The organism is Streptacidiphilus sp. MAP12-33 (genome assembly GCF_041261265.1).
In the GTDB taxonomy this organism is placed as follows: domain Bacteria; phylum Actinomycetota; class Actinomycetes; order Streptomycetales; family Streptomycetaceae; genus Streptacidiphilus.
The window spans coordinates 24,785-49,697 of the sequence record NZ_JBGCCA010000043.1; the positions used below are offsets into that span (position 1 = coordinate 24,785).

The 24,913-nt window shown below is 73.1% G+C and carries 25 protein-coding genes and 2 riboswitches; of the genes, 5 read left to right on the plus strand and 20 right to left on the minus strand.

All coding sequences use genetic code 11. The annotated features are described in order from the left end of the window. Window positions 1-5 precede the first annotated feature (5 nt). Window positions 6-1,046: an enoyl-CoA hydratase/isomerase family protein gene (locus ABH931_RS33575; RefSeq protein ID WP_370122152.1), complete on the minus strand. Its 1,041-nt coding sequence runs from the start codon at window positions 1,044-1,046 to the stop codon at window positions 6-8. A gap of 96 nt (window positions 1,047-1,142) precedes the next feature. Here ABH931_RS33575 and cobF point away from each other — a divergent pair, with 96 nt between their 5' ends. After that, window positions 1,143-1,904, plus strand: coding sequence for a precorrin-6A synthase (deacetylating) (cobF, locus tag ABH931_RS33580; RefSeq protein WP_370121992.1), 762 nt, complete (start codon window positions 1,143-1,145; stop codon window positions 1,902-1,904). A gap of 169 nt (window positions 1,905-2,073) precedes the next feature. On the opposite strand, the gene ABH931_RS33585 is transcribed toward cobF, so the two are convergent. The 4 genes from ABH931_RS33585 to ABH931_RS33600 all read right to left on the minus strand — a co-directional run bounded on the left by ABH931_RS33585 (window position 2,074) and on the right by ABH931_RS33600 (window position 6,314). Further along, window positions 2,074-2,880, minus strand: coding sequence for an ABC transporter ATP-binding protein (locus tag ABH931_RS33585; protein ID WP_370121995.1), 807 nt, complete (start codon window positions 2,878-2,880; stop codon window positions 2,074-2,076). Continuing rightward, a complete protein-coding gene (locus tag ABH931_RS33590) occupies window positions 2,877-3,893 on the minus strand; it encodes a FecCD family ABC transporter permease (protein ID WP_370121997.1) in 1,017 nt (338 codons plus the stop codon). The genes ABH931_RS33585 and ABH931_RS33590 overlap by 4 nt, the downstream gene beginning before the upstream one ends. 34 nt (window positions 3,894-3,927) lie before the next feature. Further along, window positions 3,928-4,917 carry an ABC transporter substrate-binding protein gene (locus ABH931_RS33595; protein ID WP_370122000.1) on the minus strand — a complete coding sequence of 330 codons (990 nt, stop codon included), beginning with the start codon at window positions 4,915-4,917 and terminating at the stop codon, window positions 3,928-3,930. A 102-nt stretch (window positions 4,918-5,019) separates the two neighbouring features. Beyond that, window positions 5,020-5,171: riboswitch (cobalamin riboswitch) on the minus strand. 24 nt (window positions 5,172-5,195) lie between these two features. Continuing rightward, the gene (locus ABH931_RS33600) at window positions 5,196-6,314 is read right to left on the minus strand and encodes a HoxN/HupN/NixA family nickel/cobalt transporter (RefSeq protein ID WP_370122002.1); all 1,119 of its coding nucleotides are present in this window, start codon (window positions 6,312-6,314) and stop codon (window positions 5,196-5,198) included. A 32-nt stretch (window positions 6,315-6,346) separates the two neighbouring features. Beyond that, window positions 6,347-6,563, minus strand: a riboswitch (cobalamin riboswitch). A 70-nt stretch (window positions 6,564-6,633) separates the two neighbouring features. On the opposite strand from ABH931_RS33600, the gene ABH931_RS33605 reads away from it, so the two are divergent. Beyond that, a complete protein-coding gene (locus ABH931_RS33605) occupies window positions 6,634-7,026 on the plus strand; it encodes an ArsR/SmtB family transcription factor (protein WP_370122003.1) in 393 nt (130 codons plus the stop codon). Here the strand turns inward: ABH931_RS33605 and ABH931_RS33610 are convergent. Then, complete coding sequence (locus ABH931_RS33610) at window positions 6,999-7,613, minus strand: class I SAM-dependent methyltransferase (protein ID WP_370122006.1); 615 nt, start codon at window positions 7,611-7,613, stop codon at window positions 6,999-7,001. The two genes, ABH931_RS33605 and ABH931_RS33610, sit on opposite strands and share 28 nt — an antisense overlap. A gap of 93 nt (window positions 7,614-7,706) precedes the next feature. Between ABH931_RS33610 and ABH931_RS33615 the strand changes: the two genes are divergently transcribed. Then, on the plus strand, window positions 7,707-7,946 hold the full coding sequence (locus tag ABH931_RS33615; RefSeq protein WP_370122009.1) for a hypothetical protein: 240 nt from the start codon (window positions 7,707-7,709) through the stop codon (window positions 7,944-7,946). 1 nt (window position 7,947) lies between these two features. Here ABH931_RS33615 and hypE read toward each other — a convergent pair whose 3' ends face one another. The 14 genes from hypE to ABH931_RS33685 form a co-directional block, all read right to left on the minus strand. Then, entirely contained in the window at window positions 7,948-8,949 is a 1,002-nt protein-coding gene (gene hypE, locus ABH931_RS33620) for a hydrogenase expression/formation protein HypE (RefSeq protein WP_370122154.1), read from the minus strand. 88 nt (window positions 8,950-9,037) lie between these two features. Next, on the minus strand, window positions 9,038-10,174 hold the full coding sequence (hypD, locus tag ABH931_RS33625) for a hydrogenase formation protein HypD (protein ID WP_370122012.1): 1,137 nt from the start codon (window positions 10,172-10,174) through the stop codon (window positions 9,038-9,040). Continuing rightward, window positions 10,171-10,491, minus strand: coding sequence for a HypC/HybG/HupF family hydrogenase formation chaperone (locus ABH931_RS33630; RefSeq protein WP_370122014.1), 321 nt, complete (start codon window positions 10,489-10,491; stop codon window positions 10,171-10,173). The genes hypD and ABH931_RS33630 overlap by 4 nt, the downstream gene beginning before the upstream one ends. Before the next feature lie 25 nt (window positions 10,492-10,516). Beyond that, window positions 10,517-12,859 carry a carbamoyltransferase HypF gene (gene hypF / locus ABH931_RS33635; protein ID WP_370122017.1) on the minus strand — a complete coding sequence of 781 codons (2,343 nt, stop codon included), beginning with the start codon at window positions 12,857-12,859 and terminating at the stop codon, window positions 10,517-10,519. Window positions 12,860-12,898: 39 nt separating this feature from the next. Continuing rightward, window positions 12,899-13,666: a hydrogenase nickel incorporation protein HypB gene (gene hypB, locus ABH931_RS33640; protein ID WP_370122020.1), complete on the minus strand. Its 768-nt coding sequence runs from the start codon at window positions 13,664-13,666 to the stop codon at window positions 12,899-12,901. Between the two features lie 5 nt (window positions 13,667-13,671). Then, window positions 13,672-14,064 (minus strand): hydrogenase maturation nickel metallochaperone HypA, encoded by a 393-nt coding sequence (locus ABH931_RS33645; RefSeq protein WP_370122023.1) that lies wholly within the window; start codon window positions 14,062-14,064, stop codon window positions 13,672-13,674. A gap of 225 nt (window positions 14,065-14,289) precedes the next feature. Beyond that, entirely contained in the window at window positions 14,290-14,808 is a 519-nt protein-coding gene (locus ABH931_RS33650) for a hydrogenase maturation protease (protein ID WP_370122026.1), read from the minus strand. Then, entirely contained in the window at window positions 14,805-16,235 is a 1,431-nt protein-coding gene (locus ABH931_RS33655; protein ID WP_370122029.1) for a hypothetical protein, read from the minus strand. Before ABH931_RS33655 ends, ABH931_RS33650 begins: the two co-directional genes overlap by 4 nt. Further along, the gene (locus ABH931_RS33660; protein ID WP_370122032.1) at window positions 16,232-16,954 is read right to left on the minus strand and encodes a DUF6084 family protein; all 723 of its coding nucleotides are present in this window, start codon (window positions 16,952-16,954) and stop codon (window positions 16,232-16,234) included. The genes ABH931_RS33655 and ABH931_RS33660 overlap by 4 nt, the downstream gene beginning before the upstream one ends. After that, complete coding sequence (locus ABH931_RS33665) at window positions 16,951-17,607, minus strand: DUF5947 family protein (RefSeq protein ID WP_370122033.1); 657 nt, start codon at window positions 17,605-17,607, stop codon at window positions 16,951-16,953. The genes ABH931_RS33660 and ABH931_RS33665 overlap by 4 nt, the downstream gene beginning before the upstream one ends. Then, window positions 17,604-18,179, minus strand: a complete 576-nt coding sequence (locus ABH931_RS33670) for a hypothetical protein (protein WP_370122036.1) — start codon at window positions 18,177-18,179, stop codon at window positions 17,604-17,606. The genes ABH931_RS33665 and ABH931_RS33670 overlap by 4 nt, the downstream gene beginning before the upstream one ends. Beyond that, entirely contained in the window at window positions 18,176-19,936 is a 1,761-nt protein-coding gene (locus ABH931_RS33675; RefSeq protein WP_370122039.1) for a nickel-dependent hydrogenase large subunit, read from the minus strand. Before ABH931_RS33675 ends, ABH931_RS33670 begins: the two co-directional genes overlap by 4 nt. A gap of 52 nt (window positions 19,937-19,988) precedes the next feature. Beyond that, entirely contained in the window at window positions 19,989-21,065 is a 1,077-nt protein-coding gene (locus tag ABH931_RS33680) for a hydrogenase expression protein HypE (RefSeq protein ID WP_370122041.1), read from the minus strand. Between the two features lie 99 nt (window positions 21,066-21,164). Then, window positions 21,165-22,913, minus strand: a complete 1,749-nt coding sequence (locus ABH931_RS33685) for an enoyl-CoA hydratase-related protein (RefSeq protein ID WP_370122044.1) — start codon at window positions 22,911-22,913, stop codon at window positions 21,165-21,167. Window positions 22,914-23,118: 205 nt separating this feature from the next. On the opposite strand from ABH931_RS33685, the gene ABH931_RS33690 reads away from it, so the two are divergent. Together ABH931_RS33690 and ABH931_RS33695 are read left to right on the plus strand one after the other, a co-directional pair. Further along, window positions 23,119-24,345 (plus strand): permease, encoded by a 1,227-nt coding sequence (locus ABH931_RS33690; protein ID WP_370122156.1) that lies wholly within the window; start codon window positions 23,119-23,121, stop codon window positions 24,343-24,345. A gap of 14 nt (window positions 24,346-24,359) precedes the next feature. Beyond that, window positions 24,360-24,869, plus strand: a complete 510-nt coding sequence (locus ABH931_RS33695) for a GNAT family N-acetyltransferase (RefSeq protein WP_370122047.1) — start codon at window positions 24,360-24,362, stop codon at window positions 24,867-24,869. Window positions 24,870-24,913 lie beyond the last annotated feature (44 nt).

The window sequence follows — 24,913 nt, forward strand, 5'->3', positions numbered from 1 at the left end:
CCGCGTCAGCGGGCGAGGCGGAGCTCCCCCTCGCCCAGCGGGGCGAAGTACCGCTCGATGTCCTGGTCGGTGACGGCCTCCAGGGTGACCGGGCGCCAGTGCGGGGCGCGGTCCTTGTCGATCACCTGGGCGCGGATGCCCTCGGCGAGGTCGGGCGTGCGCAGGGCGGCGCAGGAGCTGCGGTACTCCTGGTCGAGCACCGCCTCGAGCGAGCCGAGCGCCCGCGCCCGGCGCAGGGCGGCGAGGGTGGCCTTGACGGCCGTGGGCGAGTTGCCGGTGATCCGGTCGGCCGCCTCCTTGGCCGCGGTGTCGCCGACCGCCAGCAGCCGCTCGACGACCTCCTCGGCGGTCGCGGCGCCGTAGCAGGCGTCGATCCAGGCCCGCTGTTCCGCCAGCGGCGCCGCAGGGGCCGCCTCGGCGTGCCGGGCGAGCGCGGTGGGGACGTCATGGGTCGCCAGGTCGTCCAGCAGCGCCGCCAGCCGGTCGGCCGGGACGTGGTGGTCGGCCAGGCCGCACAACAGCGCGTCCCCGGCCCCCGCCGAGCCCGCCGTGAGCGCGAGATGGGTGCCGAGCTCCCCGGGCGTGCGGGACAACAGGTAGGTGCCGCCGACGTCGGGCACGAAGCCGATGCCGGTCTCCGGCATGGCGAGCCTGGTGCGCTCGGTGACGACCCTGACGCCGCCGTGGGCCGAGAGGCCGACGCCGCCGCCCATCACGATGCCGTCCATCAGCGCGACGTAGGGCTTGGGGTAGCGCGCGATGCGGGCGTTGAGCCGGTACTCGTCGCGCCAGAACGCCTCGGCGTCGCCCGGGTCGCCGGTGGTCGCCGCGCGGTGGATGGCGACGATGTCGCCGCCCGCGCACAGGCCGCGCTCCCCGGCGCCGGTCAGGACCACGGTGGCGACGCTCTCGTCGTGCTCCCAGGCGTCCAGCGCCGCGGCGACGGCCAGGACCATGCCGTGGGTGAGGGCGTTGAGCGCGCGCGGGCGGTTGAGGACGATCACGCCGGCGCGGCCGCGCCGCTCGATCAGGACCTCGGGAGTCATGGTGCTCATCAGGCGACCCTATAGTCCCTCGTCCGGGCGGCTCCAGCGCCGACCTGGGTGTCGGGCCGCGGACCCGCATCCGGAAGAATCACCCGCATGCGGCACATCAACGTCATCGGCATCGGCTCGGGCGACCCGGACCACCTCACCCTGCAGGCGGTCAAGGCCTTCGCGCGCACCGACGTCTTCCTGCTCCTCGACAAGAACGAACAGCGGCAGGAGCTCGTCGAGCTGCGCCGCCTGATGATCGAGGAGCACGGACGCCCCGGCCACCTCGTGGTCGAGATCCCGGACGCGGAACGGGACCGCACCACCCCCGCCTACCGGGAGGCGGTCGACGACTGGCGGCGTCGTCGCGCCGCGCTGGTCGAGGGCATGATGGCCGAGCACATCGGACCGGACGGCACGGGCGCGCTGCTGGTCTGGGGCGACCCCTGCCTGTTCGACAGCATCACCGCCGTGCTCGACGAGATCCTGGCGCAGGGCCGGACGGCGTTCACCTACGAGGTGATCCCGGGCATCAGCAGCGTCTCCGTCCTGGCGGCCCGTCACCGCACCACCTTGAACCGGGTCGGACGTCCGGTGCGGATCACGACCGGGCGCCGGCTCGCCGCCGAGGGCTTCCCGGCCGGGGCGGAGGACGCCGTGGTGATGCTCGACGGCAAGGCGGCCTTCGCCGCCATCGACCCGGAGGGCGTCCACATCCACTACGGCGCCTACCTCGGCACCGAGGACGAGATCCTGGTCTCCGGCCCGCTGGCCGACAAGGCGCGCGAGATCGCGCGCCTTCGCCAGGAGGCCCGCGAGGCCAAGGGCTGGCTGATGGACACCTACCTGCTGCGCCGCATGGAGGACTGACGCGGGGACCGCGCGCGGACCCGGCGCGTCAGCTGCCGACGCGCCGGCCGTGTCCCGGCCCGAGGGCCAGCCGTGGTACTCGCGCACGCCGAAAGGCATCGGCAGCCGGACCACCAGCGTCCACCGGGAACCGGATCCGGCGGACCGGTACGCCTCGGGGCGCCAGGCTTCAGTCGGGACGACGCAACGGGGTGACCACGGGCCTGCCCTCGGGGTCGGTGGTGACCGAGACGCGGGCCTCGTAGACGCGCGTGACCACGTCCTGCGTGATGACCTCGGCCGGGGTGCCGCTCGCCTCGACGCGGCCCCGGTGCAGCAGCAGGAGCCGGTCGGCGTACTGGGCGGCGGTGGTCAGGTCGTGCAGGGTGGTGACCACGGTCAGGCCCTGGGTGTGGCGCAGCCCGTCGACGAGGTCCAGGACGTGCTGCTGGTGCCCGAGGTCGAGGGCGGAGGTCGGCTCGTCGAGCAGCAGCAGGCGCGGTTCCTGGGCCAGGGCGCGGGCGATCGCGGCGCGCTGGCGCTCGCCGCCGGAGAGCTGGGCGAGGCGGCGGCCGGCGAAGGAGGTGAGGTCGAGCTCGTCCAGGGTGCGCGCGGCGGTCTCGCGGTCACGGTCGCCCGGGCTCGCGAGGTATCCCAGATGCGGCGTGCGACCCAGCAGCACGTAGTCGCGGACCGTCATGTCCGGCGGCAGCAGCGGCGCCTGCGGGACGTAGGCGATCAGGCGGGCCCGCTCACGGGTGCGCAGGGCGCTGACGTCGGTGCCGTCCACCAGGACGGTGCCCCGGTGCGGGATCAGGCCGGCGACGGCGCGCAGCGCGGTCGACTTGCCCGCGCCGTTCGGGCCGATCAGGGCGAGCCAGCCGCCCTGGGCCACAGCACCGGAGAGCTCCCGCACCACGGGGGTGCGGTCCAGGTCGACGTCCAGGCCGGACAGCTCCAGGCCGGACAGCTCCGGACCGTCGGCGTGCGCGCTCATGTGCGCACCGACCGGGTGGAGCGCAGGATCCAGACGAACGCCGGGGAGCCGATCAGCGCGGTGACGACGCCGATGGGCAGTTCGGCCGGGGAGACGACGGTGCGCGCGAGCGTGTCGGCCAGCACCAGGAACCCCGCCCCGTACAGCAGCGACAGCGGCAGCACGATCCGGTAGGAGGGGCCCGCGAGACGGCGGACCGCGTGCGGAACGACGAGGCCGACGAAGCCGATCAGGCCGCTGACCGCGACCGCACTCGCGGCGGCCAGCGCGCACGCGGCCACGACGGTCAGCCGGATCCGGCCGGGGTGCAGCCCGAGCGAACGGGCCTCCTCGTCGCCGACGGACAGCACGTCCAGGTGACGGCCGTGCAGCAGCACCAGCACGGTGGCGACCGCGAGGTAGGGCAGGATCTGGGCGCTCTGGTGCCAGGTGGCGGCGGACAGGGAGCCCAGCAGCCAGGAGTAGACCTGCTGGATGTCCTGGGTGGAGCGTTGCAGCACGTACGTCTGCACGGCGGTGAGGAACATCGAGACGGCGAGCCCGGACAGCAGCAGCGTCGCCGTTCCGGGCCCGCCGCTGGCTCCGGCGAGGTAGGCGAAGGCGACTCCGGCGAGCGAGCCGAGGAACGCCGCGAGCGGCAGGGCCTGTGCGTCGGCCCCGCCCATGGCCACGATGGCGACGGTCGCGCCGAGCCCCGCGCCCGCCGAGGCGCCGAGCAGCGAGGAGTCGACCAGGGGGTTGCGGAACACGCCCTGGTACCCCGCGCCGGAGAGCGACAGCGCGCCGCCGACCAGCGCCGCCAGGACCACCCGGGGCAAGCGGATCTGGAAGAGCACCGCCTGGTCCAGCGGGCTGAGCCCGCCGGACAGGTGCACGAACGGCAGCCGGTCGAGCAGTGCGGCGCCGGTGGCGAGCGGATTGAGGTCCGCCGCCCCGACCATGGCGCCCAGCAGCACCGCGGCGGCCAGGAAGACCACCGCGACGCCGTAGGCGCGTGCCGTGCGTCCGCGCACCCTGGCCCGCCTCACCCTCGTCGGCCGCTCGGGGTCACTTGGTGGGCGCCTTCTCGACCGCCGCGGCGATCTCGGCGACCAGCTCGGGCAGTCGCGGGCCCCAGCGGGAGGCCACGTCGTCGTTCAGGCCGACGACCTGACTGTTCTTCACCGCCGGGATCCCCGACCAGCCCGGGCGGGCGGCGACGACCGCCGGGCTCTGCCCGCCGTCGGCGGCCTCGTTGTCGCCCAGGAAGATGATCTGCGGCTGCGCCTTGACGACGTACTCGGCGGACAGCTGCGGGTAGCCGCCGTCGGCGGCCTTGTCCGCCGCGTCGGCGATGTTCTTCAGGCCGAACAGGGAGACGACCTGGCCGACGAAGGTCTTCGACGTGGCCGAGTAGTACGGGTTGGCGCTCAGCTCCCAGTAGTAGCCGAGGTTCGGGTGCGCGGCGCCCGCCTTCGCGACCGTCGCGGCGATCTGCGTCTTCATCCCGGCGACGGTGGCGGCGGCCTTGTCGGCGTGGCCGGTGGCCTGGCCGATCTGCTCGATCTGCGTGTAGGCGTCGTCGAGCGTGGCCGCGGCCGGCTCGATCATGACCGGGACGCCGAGCTTTCGCAGGCTCGCGACGAGGCCGCCGGAGTCCTGCGAGGCGACGACCAGGTCCGGGCTGTACTTGACGATCGCCTCGACGTTCGGCGTCAGCCCGCTGAGGCTGGTGACCGGTGCGCCCTTGGGGTAGTCGGACGTCGAGTCCACCGCGACGACCTGGCTGCCCGCGCCCACCGCGTACAGGTCCTCGGTCGCGGTCGGCGACAGCGAGACGATGTGCTTGGGCTGGTCCTTGACGGTGACCTTGCCGTTCGACGGCGTCACCGTGACCGGGAACGCGGCGGCCGCGGCCGAGGACGCGCCCGTCGACGCGGACGGGGCGGCGGAACCCGAAGTACCCGAGCCCGACGAACCGCAGCCGGCGACGGCGGCCAACGCAGCGATCGCCGCGGCTGCCGTCGCAACAGAGCGGACCAGCGGTCGCTGTGCCATGTGCTACTTCCTGCCGTGAGGGAGGGAAGAAGCCAACCCGGCGACCGGCCGCGCACGAAGGCGCACCCTGAGCAGACGGATCGCCCTTCCCACGAGGGTCGATGTCGTAGCGCGGCAGGAGGCGACCTGGCTCGGGCCGCCCGTCGGGCGGCCCTCACAGTTGCGGGACAGCGCCGGAATGGCCCGCGTTCCCGCGGGCGTCACCGGCTTCGCTGCCTGTCGTGCCACCGGAAACCTGCAAGCCTGCGCAGATTTCCGGTCGGGCGCAGACTAGCACGTCAGGCGGGGTCGGCCTGCTTCCAGCGGCGCTCCACCCGGGCCAGGCGCCAGTACCCGATGGCGCAGGCCCAGACGACCACGAAGAGGCCGACGATGACGAAGCCGACGTTGTTGAGGTCGACGTCCGAGATCCAGCCGGTGACCGGGTCGGTCAGGTTCAGCTGGTCGTGCAGGATGCCGACGAGCTCGATGGTGCCGATCAGGAAGGCGACGGCGATCGAGAGCCCGGTGATGGTGAGGTTGTAGTAGACCTTGCGGACCGGGTTGGCGAACGCCCAGTGGTAGGCGAAGTTCATGAACGTGCCGTCGAGGGTGTCGAACAGGCTCATGCCCGAGGCGAAGAGCAGCGGCAGGCAGACGATCGCGTACCAGGGCAGGCCGGCGGCCGCGCCGGAGCCGGCCATCACCATCAGGGTGACCTCGGTCGCGGTGTCGAAGCCGATGCCGAACAGCAGGCCGATCGGGAACATCTGCCCCGGACGGGTGATGGACTTCGTCAGCCGGCCCAGGACGCGGTTCATGAAGCCCCGGCTGTCGAGGTGCTTCTCCAGCTCGTGCTCGTCGAACTGCCCGGCGCGCATCGCCGTGAAGACCTTCCAGATGCCCAGCAGGGCCACCAGGTTGAGCGCGGCGATCAGGTAGAGGAAGCTCCCGGAGGCCAATGTGCTGACGGTGCCCAGCTCGTGACGGGCGCTGGAGTTGTCGTTCGTCAGCGTCGTCGCCAGCCGCACCCCGCCGGCGATGCCCGCGGCCAGCAGGATCACGATCGACGAGTGGCCGAGGGCGAACCAGAAGCCCACGGAGATCGGGCGCTTGCCGTCGGCCATGAGCTTGCGGGTGGTGTTGTCGATCGCGGCGATGTGGTCGGCGTCGAAGGCGTGCCGCATGCCCAGGGTGTAGGCGGTCACGCCCAGGCCGAGGCCGAACACCTGGGTGCCGACCTTGTAGTGATGGGGCGCCACCATCACGGCGAGGATGCCGAAACCGACGACGTGCATCACCGCGATCACGGCCAGCAGCGCACCGGTGCGCCACCAGTCTCTTCTCTCCCAGCGCAGGACGGGGGTCGCGGGTATCGCCGCGGTGAGCGTCGGGGAAGAGTTTTCGGGCAGGGTCATCCAAGGCCAGCCTCTCCAGCACCTCGTGGAATGGTCACAATGCGTGCCGTGGCCGGTCTCCTGGCTGACGGGGGCTGCCGCCCTTGCTTCTGGCCTTCCCAGGCGCTGACGCGCCCAGTGACCTCCGGCGACCGCTGACGGCCGCGGGAAACGAAACGAGGACTTCCCGATCACAGTGGCGAGGGCCGCTCCGGATTCGTACCGGTCTTCCCGAACACCACGGCAGCGACCACCCTAGGGCTGATCGCAAACCCCCACAAGCCTGCACAGGTGCGCAGGTGTTGCGAATCACCTCGTGGGACGGGCCACAATGACCGGCATGCATCTTGTTCCCGCCGAGCGTGCCGACCGCAAGGTCATCGACGACCACACGGTGTGCGCCGCCATCGAGGGCATCGGCGACGCCGACCGCCTCACCACGTGGGCCGACCGCTTCGCCCTGCTCGGGGAGCCCCACCGCCTCGCGATCCTGCTGGCCCTGCACCACGCCGGCCCGATCGCCGTCACCGACCTGGCCACGGCGACGGGCATCGCCGACCCGGCCGTCTCCCAGATCCTGCGCCTGCTGCGCGCGGCGGGGATCGTCACCGGGACGAAGGACGGCCGCATCGTCCGCTACGCCCTCACCGCCCCGGACCTCGCACCGATCCTGGACGGGCTGCGCGGCGCTGACACGCCGTCCGGTCAGCGGGCGGCGCAGCCGGCGATGTAGGGGCCGTACGGGGTGAGGCGGCCGCCGAGGTCGAACCAGCGCAGGTCGACGCCGGCGAACCCAGCCGCCGCGATGCGCTGCGCGGTCGGGCGGTGCGGGCGGCAGCCGGCGTCGAACAGGCGGGAGCAGGGCGCCCACAGGCGCTGGACGCGCGCCTGCGCGGTGCCCTCGGGCGCGGCGACGTGTTCGAAGAAGACGAACAGCCCGCCGGGCCGCAGCACCCGGCGGATCTCGGCGAGGGCGCGGTCCTGGTCGCCGACGGAGCAGAGCACCACGCAGGAGAGCACCGCGTCCACGCTGCCCGCCGCGAGCGGCAGCGCCTCGGCCCGTCCGGCCACCACGCTGCCGGGCCGCCCGTGGTCGGCGGCGTGACGGGCAAGTCTCCGCCGGGTCCTGACGGCGGGTTCGAGCCCGAGCCAGCGGACCTCGGGATCGAGGTCCGCGTGGCTCCCGGCCGTGCCCGCGCCGATCTCCAGCACTGTGCCGCGCAGCAGTCCGACCAGCGTCCGCCGCCGCTCCACATACGCCGCGCCGGTGCCACGGGCTCCGCGCCCCGGGTCGCGCGCCACCGTCGTGTGCGTCCGCACCAGGCTTCCCTCCCCCGTGCGGCCACCGACGGCCGCCCGTCCGAGGCTACCCGGCCGGTCCCTTCCGACGGGCGAACCGTGCCGGAAGGAGGCGTGGGTAGCCTGCAAACCTGCGTCTGCGGAACGCGGATGCGCCCGCTGCTCACCACCGACAGCGAGGAGTGGCTGGACCACTGGCCGCCCCAGGGCGATCCGGGATTCACCTGGGGCGACCCGCGGCGCCGGCAGGACCGCCGGCCCACGCGCGTCAACATGACACGGAGCGGCATCTTCCGGATCCTGTACTGCCCGGCCGATCCGCGACGGCACCCGCTCGGTCACGTGCTCTCCTGACTCAGCAGATGCGCGGCAGCTGCTCCCCCAGCGGCAGGTCGACCACCCGGGTGCCGCCCAGGCCGGTGCGGGCGACGACCATGCCGGGGTGCTGGTCGGTGCAGGCGCCGATGACCGCCGCCTGCGCGCCCAGCGGGTGGGAGCGCAGCGCGGCGAGGGCGGCGTCGGCGTGCTCGCGCGGCACGAAGGCGACGAGCTTGCCCTCGTTGGCGACGTACCAGGGGTCCAGGCCCAGGATCGCGCAGGCGTTGGCCACCTCCGGCGGCACCGGCACCGCGCGCTCGTCGACGGTGACGCCGACGCCCGCCGCGACGGCGATCTCGTTGAGCGCGGCCGCCAGGCCGCCGCGGGTGGGGTCGCGCAGCACGTGGACGTCCGGGACCGCGGCCAGCAGCGTGCGGACCAGATCCCCGAGCGGTGCGCAGTCGCTGACGACCTCGACGCCGAACTCCAGCCCCTCTCGGACGCTCATCACCGCGACGCCGTGCACCCCGATCGGCCCGCTGACCAGCACCACGTCGTCCGGCCGCGCCCGCTGCGGGCGGATGTCGACGCCGGGCGCGATCAGCCCGACGCCGGAGGTGTTCACGTAGACGCCGTCGCCGTGGCCGGACTCGACCACCTTGGTGTCACCGGTCACCACCTCGACCCCGGCGCGCCGGGCCGCCGCGCCGAGCGCCTGTGCGACACGGCTGACGGTGTCGAGCTCCACGCCCTCCTCCAGCACGAAGCCGCAGGCGAGGTAGGCGGGTACGGCGCCGCTCATGGCCAGGTCGTTGACGGTGCCGTTGACGGCGAGGTCGCCGATGCTGCCACCGGGGAAGAAGAGCGGCCGCACCACGAACGTGTCGGTGGAGAAGGCGATCCGCGCGCCGCCCGCCTGTGGACCGAGGTCCAGCACGGCGGAGTCGCCGAGCTCGGCCAGGTGCCCGCCGCCGAAGGCGGGCGCGAAGACGTCGCGGACCAGCTCGGCGGAGAGCATGCCGCCCCCGCCGTGGCCCATGACGACCCGTTCGCCGGGGCGCAGCGGGGTGGGGCAGGAGAAGCCGGAGAAGTCCGCGGGCGCGGTGCCGACGGCGGTGTCCACGATGTCAGCCAACGGGGCTCGCCTCCACAGTGGTCGGCAGGACGGTGGGCGTGCCGCCGAGGCGGCGGTAGAGGTAGTAGGCGGCGCAGGCGCCCTCGCTGGAGACCATCGTCGCGCCCAGCGGGGTGCGCGGGGTGCAGGTCGTGCCGAAGGCCTCGCACTCGTGCGGCTTGAGCAGGCCCTGGAGGACCTCGCCGCTGCGGCACGCCTCGGGCTCGCGCGTCGCGATGGCGCCGACTTCGAACCGGTGCTCGGCGTCGAAGGCCCGGTAGCGCTCGGACAGACGCCAGCCGCTGCCGGGGATGGTGCCGATGCCGCGCCAGGCACGGTCGGTGACCTCGAAGACGTCCGCGAGCATCCGCCGCGCGGCCGGGTTCCCCTCGTCGCGCACCGCGCGCTCGTAGGCGTTCTCCACCCGGTGCTCGCCGCGCTCCAGTTGGAGCACGGCGCGGCGCACGCCCTCCAGGATGTCCAGCGGTTCGAAGCCGGTGACGACGATCGGCACCCTGAACCGCTCGGCGAGCTCCGGGTACTCCTCGGTCCCCATGACGCTGCACACGTGCCCGGCAGCGAGGAACGCCTGGACCCGGCAGTCCGGCGAGGTCATCAGCCCCTCGATGGCCGGAGGGACCCGGACGTGGGAGACCAGCATCGAGAAGTTCCGCACGCCCAGCTTCTCGGCCTGGTAGACCGTCATGGCGTTGGGCGGCGCGGTCGTCTCGAAGCCGATGCCGAAGAAGACGACCTCACGGTCGGGGTTCTGCTGGGCGATCCGCAGCGCGTCCAGCGGCGAGTAGACGACGCGCACGTCACCGCCATGGCTGCGCACCTGGAACAGGTCGCGGTCACTGCCGGGCACCCGCAGCATGTCGCCGAAGGAGCAGAAGATCACGCCCGGCCGGGAGGCGATCTCCAGGGCCTTGTCGATGGTCTCCAGCGGGGTCACGCAGACGGGACAGCCGGGGCCGTGGATCAGCTCCACCTGCTCGGGCAGCAGCTGGTCGATACCGTGACGGATGATCGAGTGCGTCTGCCCGCCGCAGACCTCCATCAGCGCCCACGGACGGGTGGTCACCGCGTGGATCTCGTCCAGCAGGCGGCGGGCCAGCACCGGGTCGCGGAACTCGTCGAGGTACTTCACGCCCGTGCCTCCTCTGCTCCCGGACCGGCGCCCGGCTCGTCGGCGCCGGCCGCCCGCGCGGCGATCTCCCACTGGTCGCCGAACTCCTCCTCCAGCAGGCCGAGGCCCTCGAACAGGGCCAGGGTCCGCCGTGCGGACTCCTCGTCCAGGCGCTGGAGCGCGAAACCGACGTGGACGATGGTGTACTCGCCGACCTCCAGGTCGGGCAGGTACTCCAGGCACACCTCCTTGACGACGCCGCCGAAGTCGACCGACGCCATCCTGGTTCCCTCCCGTTCCTCGATCGACAGGACCTTGCCGGGCACAGCCAGGCACATGGGTTGCTCTCCTATCCAGGGGTGTTCAGATCCGGGCCGCGACGGCGAGCTGACCGAGGGCCAGTCCCCCGTCGTTGGGCGGTACCAGGCGGTGCCGCAGCACCGTGAAGCCGTCCGCACGCAGACCGTGCAGGCAGGCCGTCAGCAGCAGGGCGTTCGCGAACACGCCGCCGCTGAGCGCGACGGTGGCGACGCCGGTCCGCTCGCGCAGGTGCCCGCACACCTCGCGGACGGCGAGCGCCAGGCCGGCGTGGAAGCGGGCCGCGACCAGCGGCACCGGGACGCCGGCGGTGACGTCCGCGACGACGGCGCGCAGCATCGGGGCCGGGTCGATCAGCAGCGGCTCCGGTGCCGTCTCCCGCAGGGCGAACGCATACGGCTCGGAGACGGGACCGTCCCAGGCGCAGGCGGCCGCCTCCAGCTCGATGGCGGCCTGGGCCTCGTAACGGGCGAGCCGGCACACCCCCGCGAGCGCGGAGACGGCGTCGAAGAGCCGCCCGGCGCTCGATGTCGGCACGCAGTTCAGGCCGAGCTCCAACTGGCGCTCCAGCACCCGCCGTTCGTCCTCGGCGCAGGCCTGGACGCAGGGCAGCTCCGGGGTCCACGGCAGCCCGGCTGCGCGCAGGTGGGCGAGAGCCATCCGGTACGGGCGGTGGACGGCCGCGTCGCCGCCGGGCAGCGGGGCCTCGGCGAGGTGGGCGAGGCGGCGGAAGCCGTCGTAGTCGGCGAGCAGGACCTCCCCGCCCCAGACCGTGCCGTCCACCCCGTAGCCGGTGCCGTCGAACGCGACACCGAGGACCGGGCCCGCGCTCTCCTCCCAGCCGTTCTCGGCCAGCACGGCGGCGATGTGGGCGTGGTGGTGCTGGACGGTGCGCACCGGCCGGCCCTCGGCGTCACGGCGCGCCCAGGCGGCGGAGCGGTAGCCGGGGTGCAGGTCCGCGACCAGCCGCTCGGGCGCGACCCCGGCGATCGACTCCAGCTGGCGCTCCGCGCGTTCGAACGCCGCGAGGGTGGCGAGGTCGTCCATGTCGCCGATGTGCGCGGAAAGCCAGGCCTGACAGTCGCGGCCGAGGGCGAAGGTGTTCTTCAGGTCTCCGCCCACGGCGAGGGCCGGTGCCACGGTGAACGGCAGCGCGACGGGGAAGGGCGCGTAGCCGCGGGAGCGGCGCACCAGCAGTTCCTCGCCGTCGACGACGCGCAGCACCGAGTCGTCGCAGGGGACGTGGATCGGGCGGTCGTGGGTGAGCCAGGCGTCGGTGAGCGGCGCGAGCCGGACCAGCGCCTCGGCCTCGTCGGTGACGATGGGCTCGCCGCCGAGGTTGCCGCTGGTCATCACGAGCAGGCGCGGGCCGGGCGGATCGCCGGGCAGGCCGAGCAGCAGGTGGTGCAGCGGGGTGTAGGGCAGCATCACGCCGAGGTCGGGACTGCCGGGCGCGACCTCGGCGGCGACCAGGGCGCGGGCCCGCGCGTCCGGGTCACGGCGGCGACGCAGCAGCACGATCGGGCGGCGGGCGCCGGTCAGCAGCGCGCGCTCCTCGGCGCCGAGGTGGACGAGCCCGGCCAGCTCGTCCGGGTCGGCGGCCATCAGGGCGAACGGTTTGGCGCCGCGCGCCTTGCGGTGCCGCAGCACGGCCACGGCGTCGGCGTTGGCCGCGTCGCAGGCCAGGTGGTAGCCGCCGAGGCCCTTGACCGCGAGGATCGCCCCCTGCGCGAGCAGCCGCCGCGCGGCCGCGATCGGATCCCCGGTCCGCTCGACGGGCCCGTCGGGGGCGTCGACGAGCAGGCGCAGGCGCGGGCCGCAGTCGTGGCACGCGACCGGCTGGGCGTGGAAGCGGCGGTCGGCCGGGTCGGTGTACTCCCGCGCGCACTGCGCGCACATCGGGAAGCCCGCCATCGTGGTGTTCGCCCGGTCGTAGGGCAGGCCGGTGACGATGGTGAACCGGGGTCCGCAGTGGGTGCAGGTGACGAAGGGGTGCCGGTGGCGCCGGTCGCGGCGGTCGCGCAGCTCGGCCAGGCAGGCGGCGCAGGTGGCGGTGTCGGGGGAGACCAGTGTGCGGCGCTCTCCCCCGGCCCGGGAGGCGGCGATGGTGAACGCCGGGTCCCCGCGCGGCGCCACCGGTTCGTGGTGGACGGACTGCACGACCGCGAGCGGAGGCGCCTCCGGCCCCAGCCGGGCGCAGAACGCCGCCACGGCCGCCCCCACGCCCTCGACCTCGGCGACGACGCCCTCGGCGGTGTTGGTGACGTACCCGGTGAGGCGCAACTCGCGCGCGAGGCCGAAGACGTAGGGGCGGAAGCCGACGCCCTGCACCACGCCCGCCACGGTGACGCGGCGCCGCTCGGCGGGATCGGCGGTCGGAGCGGTCATGGCGGCCTCGGTGGCTCGGTGGTCCGGTGGTGCGGCGTCTCAGTGGGTGTGCTCGGGCACGGTGTCGCGGTGCGTGTGCGTGTGCCCATGGCTGTGGCTGTGGCTGTGGCCGTGCGGCCCGGTGGCCATCACCGGCCGGTGCGCCGGGCCGCCGTGCTGGTGGGCCGTCAGCGCGCGGTCCAGCAGGACGCCCAGGCCCTGCCCGCGGCGGGCCGAGGTGAACACCACCTCGACCCCCGGGTTGACCTGCCGCACGTTGGCCAGGAAGCCGTCCCGGTCGAACTCGACGGCCTCGGCGAGGTCGGCCTTGGTGACCACGACCAGGTGCGCGAGGCCGAACGCGCTCGGGTACTTGAGCGGCTTGTCCTCCCCCTCGGTGACCGAGGCCAGCGCCACCCGCAGCGTCTCGCCGAGGTCGTAGGAGGCCGGGCAGACGAGGTTGCCGACGTTCTCGACGAAGAGCAGCCGCGTCGCCTCGGGCAGCCAGCCGTCCAGGTGGGCGGCGAGCATGTCCGCCTCCAGGTGGCACAGCCCGTCCGTGAGGACCTGCTTGACCGGGGCACCGGAGCGCCCCAGCCGGGTCGCGTCGTTCTCGGTGGCGAGGTCGGCGGTGAGCGCGGCGACGGGGACGCCGCGCTCGACCGCCAGCGTGAGCTCCGCCTCCAGCAGCGCGGTCTTGCCGCTGCCGGGGCTGGAGAGGAGGTTGACGACGGTGGTGCCGCGAGCCGCCAGCCGGCCGCGCAGCTCGTCCGCGCGGTCGTCGTTCTTGGCGAGCACGGCCTGCTGGAGATCGGTCACACGGCACACGGGCGTCAGTCCTCCATCGATGGTGCCGTGCACGCGGGCCGGGACCAGCGCACCTCGGCGATCTCCAGCTCGCGACCGGCGGTCAGCTCGCTCGCCCCGCCGCCGCAGCGCGGGCAGCACAGGTCGGGCGGCAGCCCGGTGGCCCAGTCGGCGCCGCAGGGTTCGCAGCGGGCCGCGCCCGGCACGTGTTCGGTCCGCAGCTCGGCGCCGGCCAGCAACGTGTCGGCGCACGCGAGTTCGAAGCAGAAGCGGAGCGAGTCCGGCACCACACCGGCCAGTTCGCCGACCCTGAGGGTGACGGAGCGGGCGCCGGGCGGATCGGCGTCCTCCCCGGCCACCGCGCGCGCCGCCGTCTCCACCTGGCCGACCACGGCCAGGGCGATCGACATCTCGTGCATCGCGCTCTCCTGACGCCGCGACGAGACGCCGACGGCCTTCCCATTACAGAGCGGCGGGCGGAGCTCCGGGCCCCGCCACGCCGCCGCGTCCACCGTTTGGCCGCTCACATGGAGCGCATGCGCAGGTACCGCTTGATGTCCGGCAGGTTGGCCGCGACGATCCCGGCCAACGCGACCAGCGTCATCCCGCAGAAGAGTTTGAACATGTGCACCTCCTCGGTCGGTTCAGGTCGTGATCGGTGGGTGGGCCGGCGCGGTGGCCTCGTCGAGCACGCGCAGGACGACGGCCACGGCCTCGTCGAGGGAGGCGGCCACCGGCTCGGACAGCCCGATGCCCTCCTCCAGGGAGGCCGGTTCGCAGCCGACCACGACGACGCGGTGCGGCCTGCTGCCGCCGGTGCCGACGCTGAGCGTGCCGAGCAGCGCGAGGACGGCGTCGGGGGTCATCCGGTGGCCGTCGATCACCGCCGCGTCCGCGACGATCTCGGCGTGGTCGACGAGGTAGACCGTGCCCGGCACGCCGCCCTGGGCGGTGGCGTCGAGCAGCACGACGGTGTCGTAGCCGTCCAGCAGCTGGTAGGCCAGGTGGACGCCGCGCACGCCGATGTCCACCACCTCGACTCCGGGCGGCAGTTCGTGTCGGGCGAGGCGGCGGACCGCCTCGACGCCGAAGGCGTCGTCGGAGAGGAAGAGGTTGCCGAGCCCGGCGACCAGCACCCGGCCCGCGCGCTCGTGCTCGCTCATCCTTCCTCCACCGGGACCACCTCGTCTGGCTGGAAGTAGAGGAACCGGCCCTGGGCCCGGCGCAGGTCCGCGCCCGGGTCGTCGTCGAGGGTGACGGCCAGGTGGACCAGCCCGTCGACGTCGTGGAGGACTGCCTCGACCAGCGCCGGGGCGTCGGTCAGGAACAGGTCCTGGGCGTCGGAGCGCCGCCTGCCGGGACGCAGCCGCACCCGGCTGCCGGCCCGCACGGCCGTGCCGTCGATCAGGACCCGGTCGGTGCCGGGGTCGACGCTGCGGTCCGCCGCCGGATCCCACCACGGCAGCTGCGGCGTCATCAGGTCCTCCAGTGCCCGCTCCTCCTCACCGGGGGTGACCAGGACCGGTGGCCCGTCGGCGACTTCGCGCAGCGAGCGGACCGCGCCGTGCAGGCGTTCCCAGATCTCCGGCGGCAGCGAGTCGGCGAGGTCGACGACGGCGGCGGCGCGGTCGTCGGTGCCGCGCGCCTCGCGCTTCTCCTGGTCGGTGAGGGCGGCCGTGCGCAGGGCGAGGATCTCGTCGATCTCGGTGGCGTCGTAGAGGGCGCCGCAGCTCTCGGGGGCGATCCTGGGGTGGTCCTCCAGGATGATCGGGGAGGAGAGCACCACGTCCGCACGGCCGTCGGTGCCGGCCAGTACCGGCCAGGTGCGCTCGTTGCGGCACTCGGCCACCGCCGTGGCGGCCCACTCGGGCGGGTCGGTCATCGAGACGAACGAGCCGTCCGTCAGGCCGAACAACAGGTGCGCGGAGAGCAGGGCGTGCGGCAGCGCCGCCTCCCGGCCGGCGGCCCGGCCGACGCCGGGGCTCCACTCGCCGGTGTTCTCCAGGACCGCGCTCAGCCGCAGCACCCGGTAGGGGCCGGGCAGTTCGACCGCCGTCAGGCGCAGCACGCCGTCGACGCGCTCGCGACGCCGCTCCAGGCGGCCCACGGTGCGGCCCGCGGGGTCGCGGATCTCCTCGACCTCCTCGGCCGCCGGGCGCCGGAACGGCAGGGCCATGCCCTGTGCGCCCTGCCCGCACAGCTCCGCGACGGGCACCGTGAACTCCACGGCCGCCTCGACGCCCTCGTCCCACGGCACGAGCACCCGGTCCGGCAACTCCAGGCACTCCACCGTGCGGTAGGAGCGGTCGGCCTCGACCCGCTGGACGGTGCGCCGCTGGGCGTGCAGGAACCGCACCTCGACCACGAGTTCGGCGCCGGCGCGGGGTTCGGCGAGGCACTCGGTGCGGTGCCAGGCGTGTTCGCCGACGTCCAGGCCGTAGGCGGGCGGCACCAGCACGCCGAACTGCCACCGCATCCGGTTCTTGGCCGAGGAGGCGCGGTACGGGTAGAGGACGTACCCCTCGTAGAGCACGGCGTCGGCGACCTCGCGCGCGGTCGCGAAACAGGGGCCGTGGACGGCGGTGGTCACGTGGGACTCCCCTCGGAGGTCAGCAGTCGCCCGTCGGCACGGACGTCCGCCCGGATGTCCGCACGGGCCTCTACGTCCGCACGGGCCTCGGGCAGGTCGAGCAGCCGCTCGATCGCGGCCTCCCACGACGGCAACGCGTTGCGGGAGCGGTAGGCGCGCAGCGCGTCCAGCACCTCGCGCGGCAGGCGCAGCCAGCCGCAGCCGGGGAAGTGCTGGTCGATCATCTCCCGCCACACCGCCACCGGCATCCGGCAGACGGCCTCCTTGTTCCACGGCACCGGTTCGACCCGGAAGCCGCCGGGGCCGCGGAAGGCGGTGCCGGAGAAGAGCAGCAGCAGGGGCACCTCGCCGTCGGCGAGGGCCTCGCAGTAGCGGGTCGCGGCGATGTCGGTGTCGTAGCTGCACGGCACCGGCAGGTCGATCTCGGTGCTGCCGTCGAATCCGGGGACGACGACGGAGGCCTGTGCGAACTGCATCGGGTTGAGGCTGCGGCCCCAGCGCTCGCGTTCCCCGAACAGGTCCCCGAGCGCGGCCGCCTCGGTGTCGTCGTAGCGGCGCCGCGCCGGCTCGACACGGAACTGGCAGCGCAGCGCGATCGCGTGGACGCGCCGGTCCTCGCCGTGGGCGGTGATCCGCAGCCGGAAGACCAGCGTCGGCCCGGCGGCGTAGGGTTCGGCGCGCACGCCGACACAGGCGAAGTCGAGGCCGCTGCCGTTCACGTACCTGCCCCCTTGGCCGGGGCGAGCGCGCGGGACTGCCGGGCCACGTCGGCGAAGAACGCGTCGAGCGCGGCGTTCGCCTCGGCGCCGCCGTCGAAGCCCTGCCACAAGGTCCGCATCCGGCCGACGAGTTCGTAGGCGGCGTCGACGGGGACGAGATGGCAGTCGCGGTGCCCGCCGGTGCGGCGGACCAGCAGTGCCTCGACGTCGGGCCGCAGTTCGGCGGCAAGCGGGGTGGCCTCGGCGAACCGCTGCCACACGTCCGCGTCGATCTCGCTCTCGGTCACCCCGGCCGGGCCGGGGAAGCAGGCGACGACCTGGCCGATCGCTGAGTTGTGCAGCAGGAACGCGACACCGATGGGGATGCGCAGCAGCGCCCAGGCCGTCTCGTCCAGCGGGTTCGCGCGATCGGCGAGGTAGCGGCGCGGCACGGCCCGGTACCGGATGCCGCCCGACCCGTCGCGGTCGAACAGCGCGGCACACGCGGGGCAGGCGCAGGCGAGCGCCCGCCGGTCGAGGTCGACCAGATGGCGGTGCTCGGGCGCGACCGGCGCGGCGCACAGCTCGCACCGCTCCACGGCCGGCGGCCTCGGCCCGGTGAACCGCCGCAGCCCGCTGCGCGCAGCGGCTGCGGCCGGGTGCGGGGCGGTCATCGGGCCTCCGCCAGGCCCGGGCGGAGGCCGATCTGGAGCAGGGCGGGTTCGCGTGCGGCCGGGTCGGCCGGGGCGATCGCCACGGTGGTGATCTCGGGGGCGAAGCAGGAAAGCGACGCCTCGATCCGCTCCTGAAGCGAGGCGTTCGTGCTCCCGCAGCCGCAACCGTGACCGGACTTGACCTCGCGGAGCGTCAACCTGCCCTGCTGCTCGTCGAGTTCGACGATGTCCAGGGTGCCCGCGTCCGCGCCGCGCAGCGCGCGCCCCACCCGCGTCGGCAGGTCGTCCGGATGCAGGTCGTGCAGGACCAGCAGCCCGGCGGTGACCTCGTCGTCCAGCAGCGCGCCCAGCGGGGCGCCGGAGCGCCCCGACAGCAGGCCCACGGCGCGGGCCAGGCCCGCGCCGTAGAAGTCCATCAGCGCCCGGACCAGCTCCTCCGCCGTGGCGGCCGCGGCCGGGTCCTGCTGCGCGAGGCGGTCCAGCAGCTCCTCGACCCGCGCGGCGGTCTGCTGCGGGGTGACCGGTGTGCTCGCGGCGTTCGGGGTGACCGGGGTACCGGGGATCGCCGTCATCCGGCCAGGCCGCTCAGGCCCGTCGGGACGTGCATCTTCTGCACCGTCTTCCCGTTGCCGACGTACATGTGCACGCCGCACGGCAGGCACGGGTCGAAGCTGCGCACGGCGCGCATGATGTCGATGCCCTTGAAGCTGTCCGGCGGGTTCTCCTCGAAGATGGGCGTGTTCTGCACCGCGTCCTCGTAGGGGCCGGGCGTGCCGTAGCTGTCGCGGACGGAGGCGTTCCACGGCGTCGGCGGGTAGGGGTGGTAGTTGGCGATCTTGCCGTCGCGGATGACCATGTGGTGCGAGAGCACGCCGCGCACGGCCTCGGTGAAGCCGCAGCCGATGGACTCGTCCGGCACCTCGAACTTCTCCCAGGTCGAGGTGCGTCCGGCACGGATCTCCACGAGCGCCTTCTCGGCGGCGTGCAGGGCGACGCCGGCCGCGTAGGCCTGGAAGTAGGTGCGCGCCCGGTTGCGCTCCAGCGCGTTGCTCCACTGCGGGATCTTCCACTCGAAGGTGGTCTCCGGCTTGGTGAGCGTCCGGGGCAGGTTGATGATCACGCTGTGCCCGGTGGCCTTGACGTAGCCGATGTCGACCAGGCCGGACAGGGCGGTGGACCACAGGCGGGCGATCGGGCCGCCGCCGGTGTCGAGGGCCAGGTGGTCCTTGCCGTCGAACCAGCGCGGGGACATGACCCAGCTGTACTTGTCGTCGAAGTTGCGCTTCTGCGGCGCGGGGATGGTGTGCTGGTTCCACGGGTGGCGCGGGTCGACCGGGTTGCCGAGCGGGTCGTGGGTGACGAACTGCTCCTGGCCCTCCCAGTCCTGGTAGTAGGAGCTGCCGAGCAGGATCCGGATGCCCAGGTTGATCTGGGTCAGGTCGTTGGTGACCAGCTTGCCGTCGACCACCACGCCGGGGGTGACGAACATCCGCCGACCCCAGTCGGTCATGTTGCGGTAGGTGAAGTCGCAGTACTCGGGGTCGTTCAGCGCGCCCCAACAGCCCAGCAGGACCCGGCGGCGGCCGACCTCCTCGTAGCCGGGCAGTGCCTCGTAGAAGAAGTCGAAGAGGTCGTCGTGGAGCGGCACGACACGCTTCATGAACTCGACGTAGCGCATCAGCCGGCTCATGTAGTCGGTCATCAGCTGGACGGAGGCGACGGTGCCGACACCGCCCGGGTAGAGGGTGGAGGGGTGCACGTGGCGCCCCTCCATGAGACAGAACATCTCGCGGGTGTAGCGCGAGACCTGGAGGGCCTCGCGGTAGAACTCGCCCTCCAGCGGGTTGAGCGAGCGCATGATGTCGGCGATGGTGCGGTAGCCGTGGTCGCCGGCGTGCGGGGCCTCGGTGCGTTCGGCCAGCTCCAGCACGCCGGGGTTGGTCTCGCGGACCATCTTCTCGCAGTAGTCGACCCCGACCAGGTTCTCCTGGAAGATGTTGTGGTCGAACATGTACTCGGCGGACTCGCCGAGGTTGATCAGCCACTCCCCCAGGTGCGGCGGCTTCACGCCGTAGGCCATGTTCTGCGCGTACACCGAGCAGGTGGCGTGGTTGTCACCGCAGATGCCGCAGATGCGGCTGGTGATGAAGTGGGCGTCGCGCGGATCCTTGCCGCGCATGAAGACGCTGTAGCCGCGGAAGACGGACGAGGTGCTGTAGCACTCGGCGACCCGCTTCTGCTTGAAGTCGATCTTCGTGTGGATGCCCAGGCTTCCCACGATCCGGGTGATCGGGTCCCAGGACATCTCCAGCAGTCCGTCTGCGGCCATGGTGGTGTGCGCTTCTTTCCTCGTCGGTCGGTTCAGGTTCGTTGACGTGCTGTTACCAGGGCTTCTGGTAACCCGTGGTCAGTTCCCGGCCCTTGTGCCGCCACTTGGGCTCCTGGTCCACCGTCTTCATGGTCACGGCGCGCAGGCGGCGGATGGCCGCGCCGTAGATGCCGCTGGCGGTGGCGGAGATCTTGCCGCCGGGGGGCTCGTCCATGAACGGCATGAACTTGTCCGGGAAGCCCGGCATGGTGCAGGCGATGCAGATGCCGCCGACGTTCGGACAACCGCCGACGCCGTCCATCCAGCCGCGCTTGGGCACGTTGCAGTGCACGACCGGCCCCCAGCAGCCCAGCTTGACCAGGCACTTGGGCGAGTCGTAGGTGGTGGCGAACTCGCCCTGCTCGTAGTAGCCGGCGCGGTCGCAGCCCTCGTGCACGGTGGCGCCGAAGAGCCAGGTGGGACGCAGCTTGTCGTCCAGCGGGATCATCGGCGCGGCGCCGGTGGCCATGTAGAGCAGGTAGGTGAGGGTCTCGGCGAAGTTGTCCGGCTGGATCGGGCAGCCCGGTACGCAGACGATCGGGATGCCGGCCTTGGACTTCCAGTCCCAGCCGAGGTAGTCGGGCACACCCATGGCGCCGGTGGGGTTGCCCTCCATGGCGTGGATGCCGCCGTAGGTGGCGCAGGTGCCGATGGCCACGACCGCCAGCGCCTTGGGGGCGAGCCGGTCCAGCCACTCGCTGGTGGTGATGGGTTGGCCGGTGTTCGGGTCGTCGCCGAAGCCGCACCAGTAACCCTCGGGCTTGATCGCCTCGTTGGGGATCGACCCCTCGACGACCAGCACGAACGGCTCGAGTTCGCCGCGGTCGGCCTTGAAGAACCACTCGATGAACGTGTCGGCGCCGCCGACCGGACCGCACTCGAAGTCGATCAGCGGCCAGTGGACGGCGATCTTCGGGAGCCCGGGGAGCGCCGACAGCGCGATCTCCTCGATGCTCGGCTGGGTGGCGGCGGTCAGGGAGACGGAGTCGCCGTCACAGCTCAGTCCTGCGTTGATCCAGAGAATGTGGATCGGGGCCTCGTCCTCGGCCCCGGGGCCCGCCGTGGCGGTGTTCGTCTGCGCATCCGACATGGATGCCTCCAAAGGGGAAGTTCGCTACGGAGCCAGACAACGGCGTCCTGCCTCCTGGATAGCGCGCGCCACGCCGTGGCGCGCGTCGACGTCCCGCCGTCAGGGTGACGTGGACACGGCCGACCGGTGGTAGGCGCGCAGGTGCTCCGGCGTCGTCACCGGCGGCTCCTTGCGCACGAACGCGCGGCGCAGGGCGTGGTACGGGTGGTCCTGGTCGAAGAAGATGGCGTGCATCCTGGCCAGCTCTTCTTCCCGGTAGGCGTGGAGCGGTTTCTCGGCCTGACGGCGGTCCAGATCGGCCTTCTTGCGGGCCGCCCTGGCCTGGCTGCCGGAGCTCGCGGCGAGCCGCTGGGCCGAGCGGATGACGGCCCCGGCGAAGTCCTGCGGCGCGCACCCGAGGATCCGGTCGACCAGCCCGAGGTCGAGCGCGCGTTCGGCGCCCACGGGCAGGGCCGCGTCCAGCATCCGCGCGGCCTCCGCCGGGCCGACGCGGCGCGGCAATGAGTACGTCCAGTACTCGGACCCCGACAGGCCCATCAGGCGGTAGTGCGGGTTCAGCACGACACCTCGGCGGCACCACACCTCGTCCGCGGCCTGGGCGAGCATCACCCCGCCCGCGGCCGCGTTGCCGCCGAGCGCCGCGACGACCAGCCGGTCCGTCGTGGTCAGCACCGCCTCGACGACGTCGTCGATCGCGTTGATGTTGGCCCAGGACTCGGCGGCCGGATCAGGCGCCGCCTCGATCACGTTCAGGTGGATGCCGTTGCCGAAGAAGTCCCGCGGGCTGCCCAGGACCAGGACGGAGGTGGGCCGGCGGCAGGCCTCGCGGTAGGCGGCGAGCAGGCGGCGGCAGTGATGGGTGCTCATCGCACCGCTGGGAAAGGCGAACCAGAGCAGTCCGACCTCGCCCACCTCCTGGTAGCGGATGTCGCTCCAGGTGCGGCGCTCCGGGCCGAGTTCGAGCGCCGCCGGCGCCTCGGGCAGCGGCGGGAGCCGGCGTTCCGGGCGGCCGCGCGCCGCGTGGGCGAGTGCGAGCGTGGCGGGCAGCGCGAACGGCGGCGGGCCGCCGGGGCGGCGCCGGGCGCGCAGCTGCGGGATCCAGACCGCCCCGTCGACGGTGGCGCGGCAGACGGCCCCGGTGCGGGCGGCCAGCAGCTCGCCGGGTGTGCCGCGCAGCCGGTCCTCCTCGTGGCCGCCGTGCAGGAACCACTCCACCCCGCCGATCTCGTCGAGCACTCCCGGCTGCGAGTCGGCGGCGCGGAGGCGGTGCAGCACCTCGGCGGTGGTGTCGCGCTGCCAGTCGATCCGGCGTTCCTCCTGGCGCAGCAGGGGCCGGGTCGCGACGCGTGCGCGGATCTGCGGCGTGTCCTGGGAGAGGGGTTCGTAGGTGCCGGAGGCGCAGCGGTCGACCGCCAGCAACACCGCCTCCAGCGCCGCGTCCGCGACCTCGCCCCGGTACAGGTCGCTCTTGCCGCGCGGCGGCAGCTCGCACTCCACGCTCGCCCAGACCGGGCCCGCGTCCATCTCGGCCTCGGCCTGCAGGACGGTCACGCCCCAGGCTGAGCGCCCCTCCTGGACGGCACGGTCGAGCGAGGACGGGCCGCGGTCGCCGAGCGGTCCGGGATGCACGACCAGGCAGGTGACGGAGGACCAGACGTCCGCGGGGATGGCGCGCTTGAGCATCGGGGCGATGACGAGGTCCGGGCCCAGGCGGGCGAGGGCGGCGCGCAGGGCGGCGTCGTCGCCGAGGGCGAGCTCGACGGCGACGCTGTGTCCGCGGTCGCGCAGCGCGGCGAAGACACGCTGGGTGAGGCTGTTGAATCCGGACGCCAGCAGCAGGATCTCCACGTGGGCCTCCTCGAGGCACGCCACGACGCCGGGCAGACCCGGACGCGCTCCGTGGCCACGACCCCAGCCTGATCCGCGCCCCGCTCGATCCGCGGGACCCGCGCCGCGAGATCACCCGAACGCTTGCGAGGCATACCCCCATGGGGTATATCTGAAGGCGCTCGCACACGAACGCTCCAGCGGAGATGATCACATCATGTCGGTGCTGCACGCGGTGGGACACGCGCTGGCCATCGCCGGATCGATGACCTGGGAGATCACCTGGGCACTGATCCTCGGCTTCCTGCTCTCGGCGATCGTCCAGGCGGTGGTGCGCAAGGAGACGGTGGCCCGGCTGATGGGCGACGACAGGCCGCGCACGCTCGCCGTCTCCTCCCTGCTCGGCATGGCGTCCTCGTCCTGCTCCTACGCCGCCGTGGCGCTGGCCCGCTCGCTGTTCCGCAAGGGCGCGAACTTCACGGCGGCGATGGCGTTCGAGATCGCCTCCACCAATCTCGTCGTCGAACTCGGGGTGATCCTGGCGCTGCTGATGGGCTGGCAGTTCACCCTCGCCGAGTTCGCGGGCGGACCGGTCATGATCGTGGTCCTGGCCCTGCTGTTCCGGCTCACCCTGCGGGCCAGGCTGCTCGGCGAGGCCCGCGAGCAGGCCGAACGCGGTGTCGCCGGCTCGATGGAGGGGCACGCGGCGATGGACATGTCCGTCACCGGCGGGGGCTCCTTCTGGCGGCGCCTGCTCTCGCGGCGCGGCTGGACCTCGGTCTCCCACGTCTTCGTGATGGAGTGGGCGGCGATCCTGCGCGACCTGGTGCTCGGCCTGCTGATCGCGGGCGCGATCGCCGCCTGGGTGCCGGACTCGTTCTGGCAGCACTTCTTCTTCGACGGACACCCCGTGCTGTCGAAGGTCTGGGGCCCGCTGATCGGTCCGGTCGTCGCGCTGGTCTCGTTCGTCTGCTCGATCGGCAACGTGCCGCTGGCGGTGGTGCTGTGGAAGGGCGGCATCAGCTTCGGCGGCGTGGTCGCCTTCATCTTCGCGGACCTGCTGATCCTGCCGATCCTGAACATCTACCGGAAGTACTACGGGACGCGCATGGCGCTCTACCTGGCCGGCACGTTCTACCTGGCCATGGTCGTCGCGGGCTACGCGATCGAGCTCGTCTTCGGCGGGCTCGGGCTGGTGCCCGACCAGTCCCAGGCGAAGATCCCCATGGAGGGGGTCAGCTGGAACTACACGACCTTCCTCAACATCGCCTTCCTGCTGCTGACGGCGGCACTGGTGATCCGCTTCCTGCGCACCGGCGGCCGGGCGATGCTCGCCATGATGGGCGGCGCCCCGGACGCTCCGGCCACCATGGACCACGGCGGCATGGACCATGCCGCGACGGACCACGGCACGGACCACGAGCACCACGGACACCACGGGCACCACCACTGAGGCAGAGTGGGATCATGACGACCGCCTACGCACCCATGCCTCTGCACCTGGAGACCGAGCGACTGAGACTGCGGCCCTGGGCCGAGACGGACGCGCAGGAACTGCTCGACCTGCACGCCGAACGCGGCACCGGCCGCTCGACCCTGGAGCGCGTCCGCGAATGGATCGCGCAGGGACAGGCGAGGACGGCGGAGACCGGGTTCGCCCTGCTGCGGATACAGCTCCGCGAGACCGGCGAGTTCGTCGGCTACTGCGGCCTGATCGTGGGCCGCTCCAGCGCCGAGGAGCCGGAGATCGCGTACGAGTTGCTCCAGCGGACACACGGCCACGGCTACGCCACCGAGGCGGCCCGCGCCGTGGTGGGGGCGGCGACGGCGACCGGCCGCACCCGGCTCTGGGCCACCGTGGGCGCGTGGAACACCCCGTCGTTCCGGGTGCTGGAGAAGCTGGACTTCGCACGGCACCACGTGACCGTCGAGGAGGAGAAGGGCGAGATCGTCTGGCTCACCCGTGCCCTCCCGTAAGACGTCTGCCGGTCCGTTGTCGGACCCGCCTGGCAGGGTGGAGA

Bases quoted from the DNA above. Each gene is read 5' to 3' on its own strand.
- ABH931_RS33575 (WP_370122152.1), bottom strand. From the start codon at position 1,046: ATGACTCCCGAGGTCCTGATCGAGCGGCGCGGCCGCGCCGGCGTGATC.
- cobF (WP_370121992.1), top strand. From the start codon at position 1,143: ATGCGGCACATCAACGTCATCGGCATCGGCTCGGGCGACCCGGACCAC.
- ABH931_RS33585 (WP_370121995.1), bottom strand. From the start codon at position 2,880: ATGAGCGCGCACGCCGACGGTCCGGAGCTGTCCGGCCTGGAGCTGTCC.
- ABH931_RS33595 (WP_370122000.1), bottom strand. From the start codon at position 4,917: ATGGCACAGCGACCGCTGGTCCGCTCTGTTGCGACGGCAGCCGCGGCG.
- ABH931_RS33600 (WP_370122002.1), bottom strand. From the start codon at position 6,314: ATGACCCTGCCCGAAAACTCTTCCCCGACGCTCACCGCGGCGATACCC.
- ABH931_RS33605 (WP_370122003.1), top strand. From the start codon at position 6,634: ATGCATCTTGTTCCCGCCGAGCGTGCCGACCGCAAGGTCATCGACGAC.
- hypE (WP_370122154.1), bottom strand. From the start codon at position 8,949: ATGGGCCACGGCGGGGGCGGCATGCTCTCCGCCGAGCTGGTCCGCGAC.
- ABH931_RS33630 (WP_370122014.1), bottom strand. From the start codon at position 10,491: ATGTGCCTGGCTGTGCCCGGCAAGGTCCTGTCGATCGAGGAACGGGAG.
- hypF (WP_370122017.1), bottom strand. From the start codon at position 12,859: ATGACCGCTCCGACCGCCGATCCCGCCGAGCGGCGCCGCGTCACCGTG.
- ABH931_RS33645 (WP_370122023.1), bottom strand. From the start codon at position 14,064: ATGCACGAGATGTCGATCGCCCTGGCCGTGGTCGGCCAGGTGGAGACG.
- ABH931_RS33650 (WP_370122026.1), bottom strand. From the start codon at position 14,808: ATGAGCGAGCACGAGCGCGCGGGCCGGGTGCTGGTCGCCGGGCTCGGC.
- ABH931_RS33665 (WP_370122033.1), bottom strand. From the start codon at position 17,607: ATGACCGCCCCGCACCCGGCCGCAGCCGCTGCGCGCAGCGGGCTGCGG.
- ABH931_RS33670 (WP_370122036.1), bottom strand. From the start codon at position 18,179: ATGACGGCGATCCCCGGTACCCCGGTCACCCCGAACGCCGCGAGCACA.
- ABH931_RS33675 (WP_370122039.1), bottom strand. From the start codon at position 19,936: ATGGCCGCAGACGGACTGCTGGAGATGTCCTGGGACCCGATCACCCGG.
- ABH931_RS33680 (WP_370122041.1), bottom strand. From the start codon at position 21,065: ATGTCGGATGCGCAGACGAACACCGCCACGGCGGGCCCCGGGGCCGAG.
- ABH931_RS33695 (WP_370122047.1), top strand. From the start codon at position 24,360: ATGACGACCGCCTACGCACCCATGCCTCTGCACCTGGAGACCGAGCGA.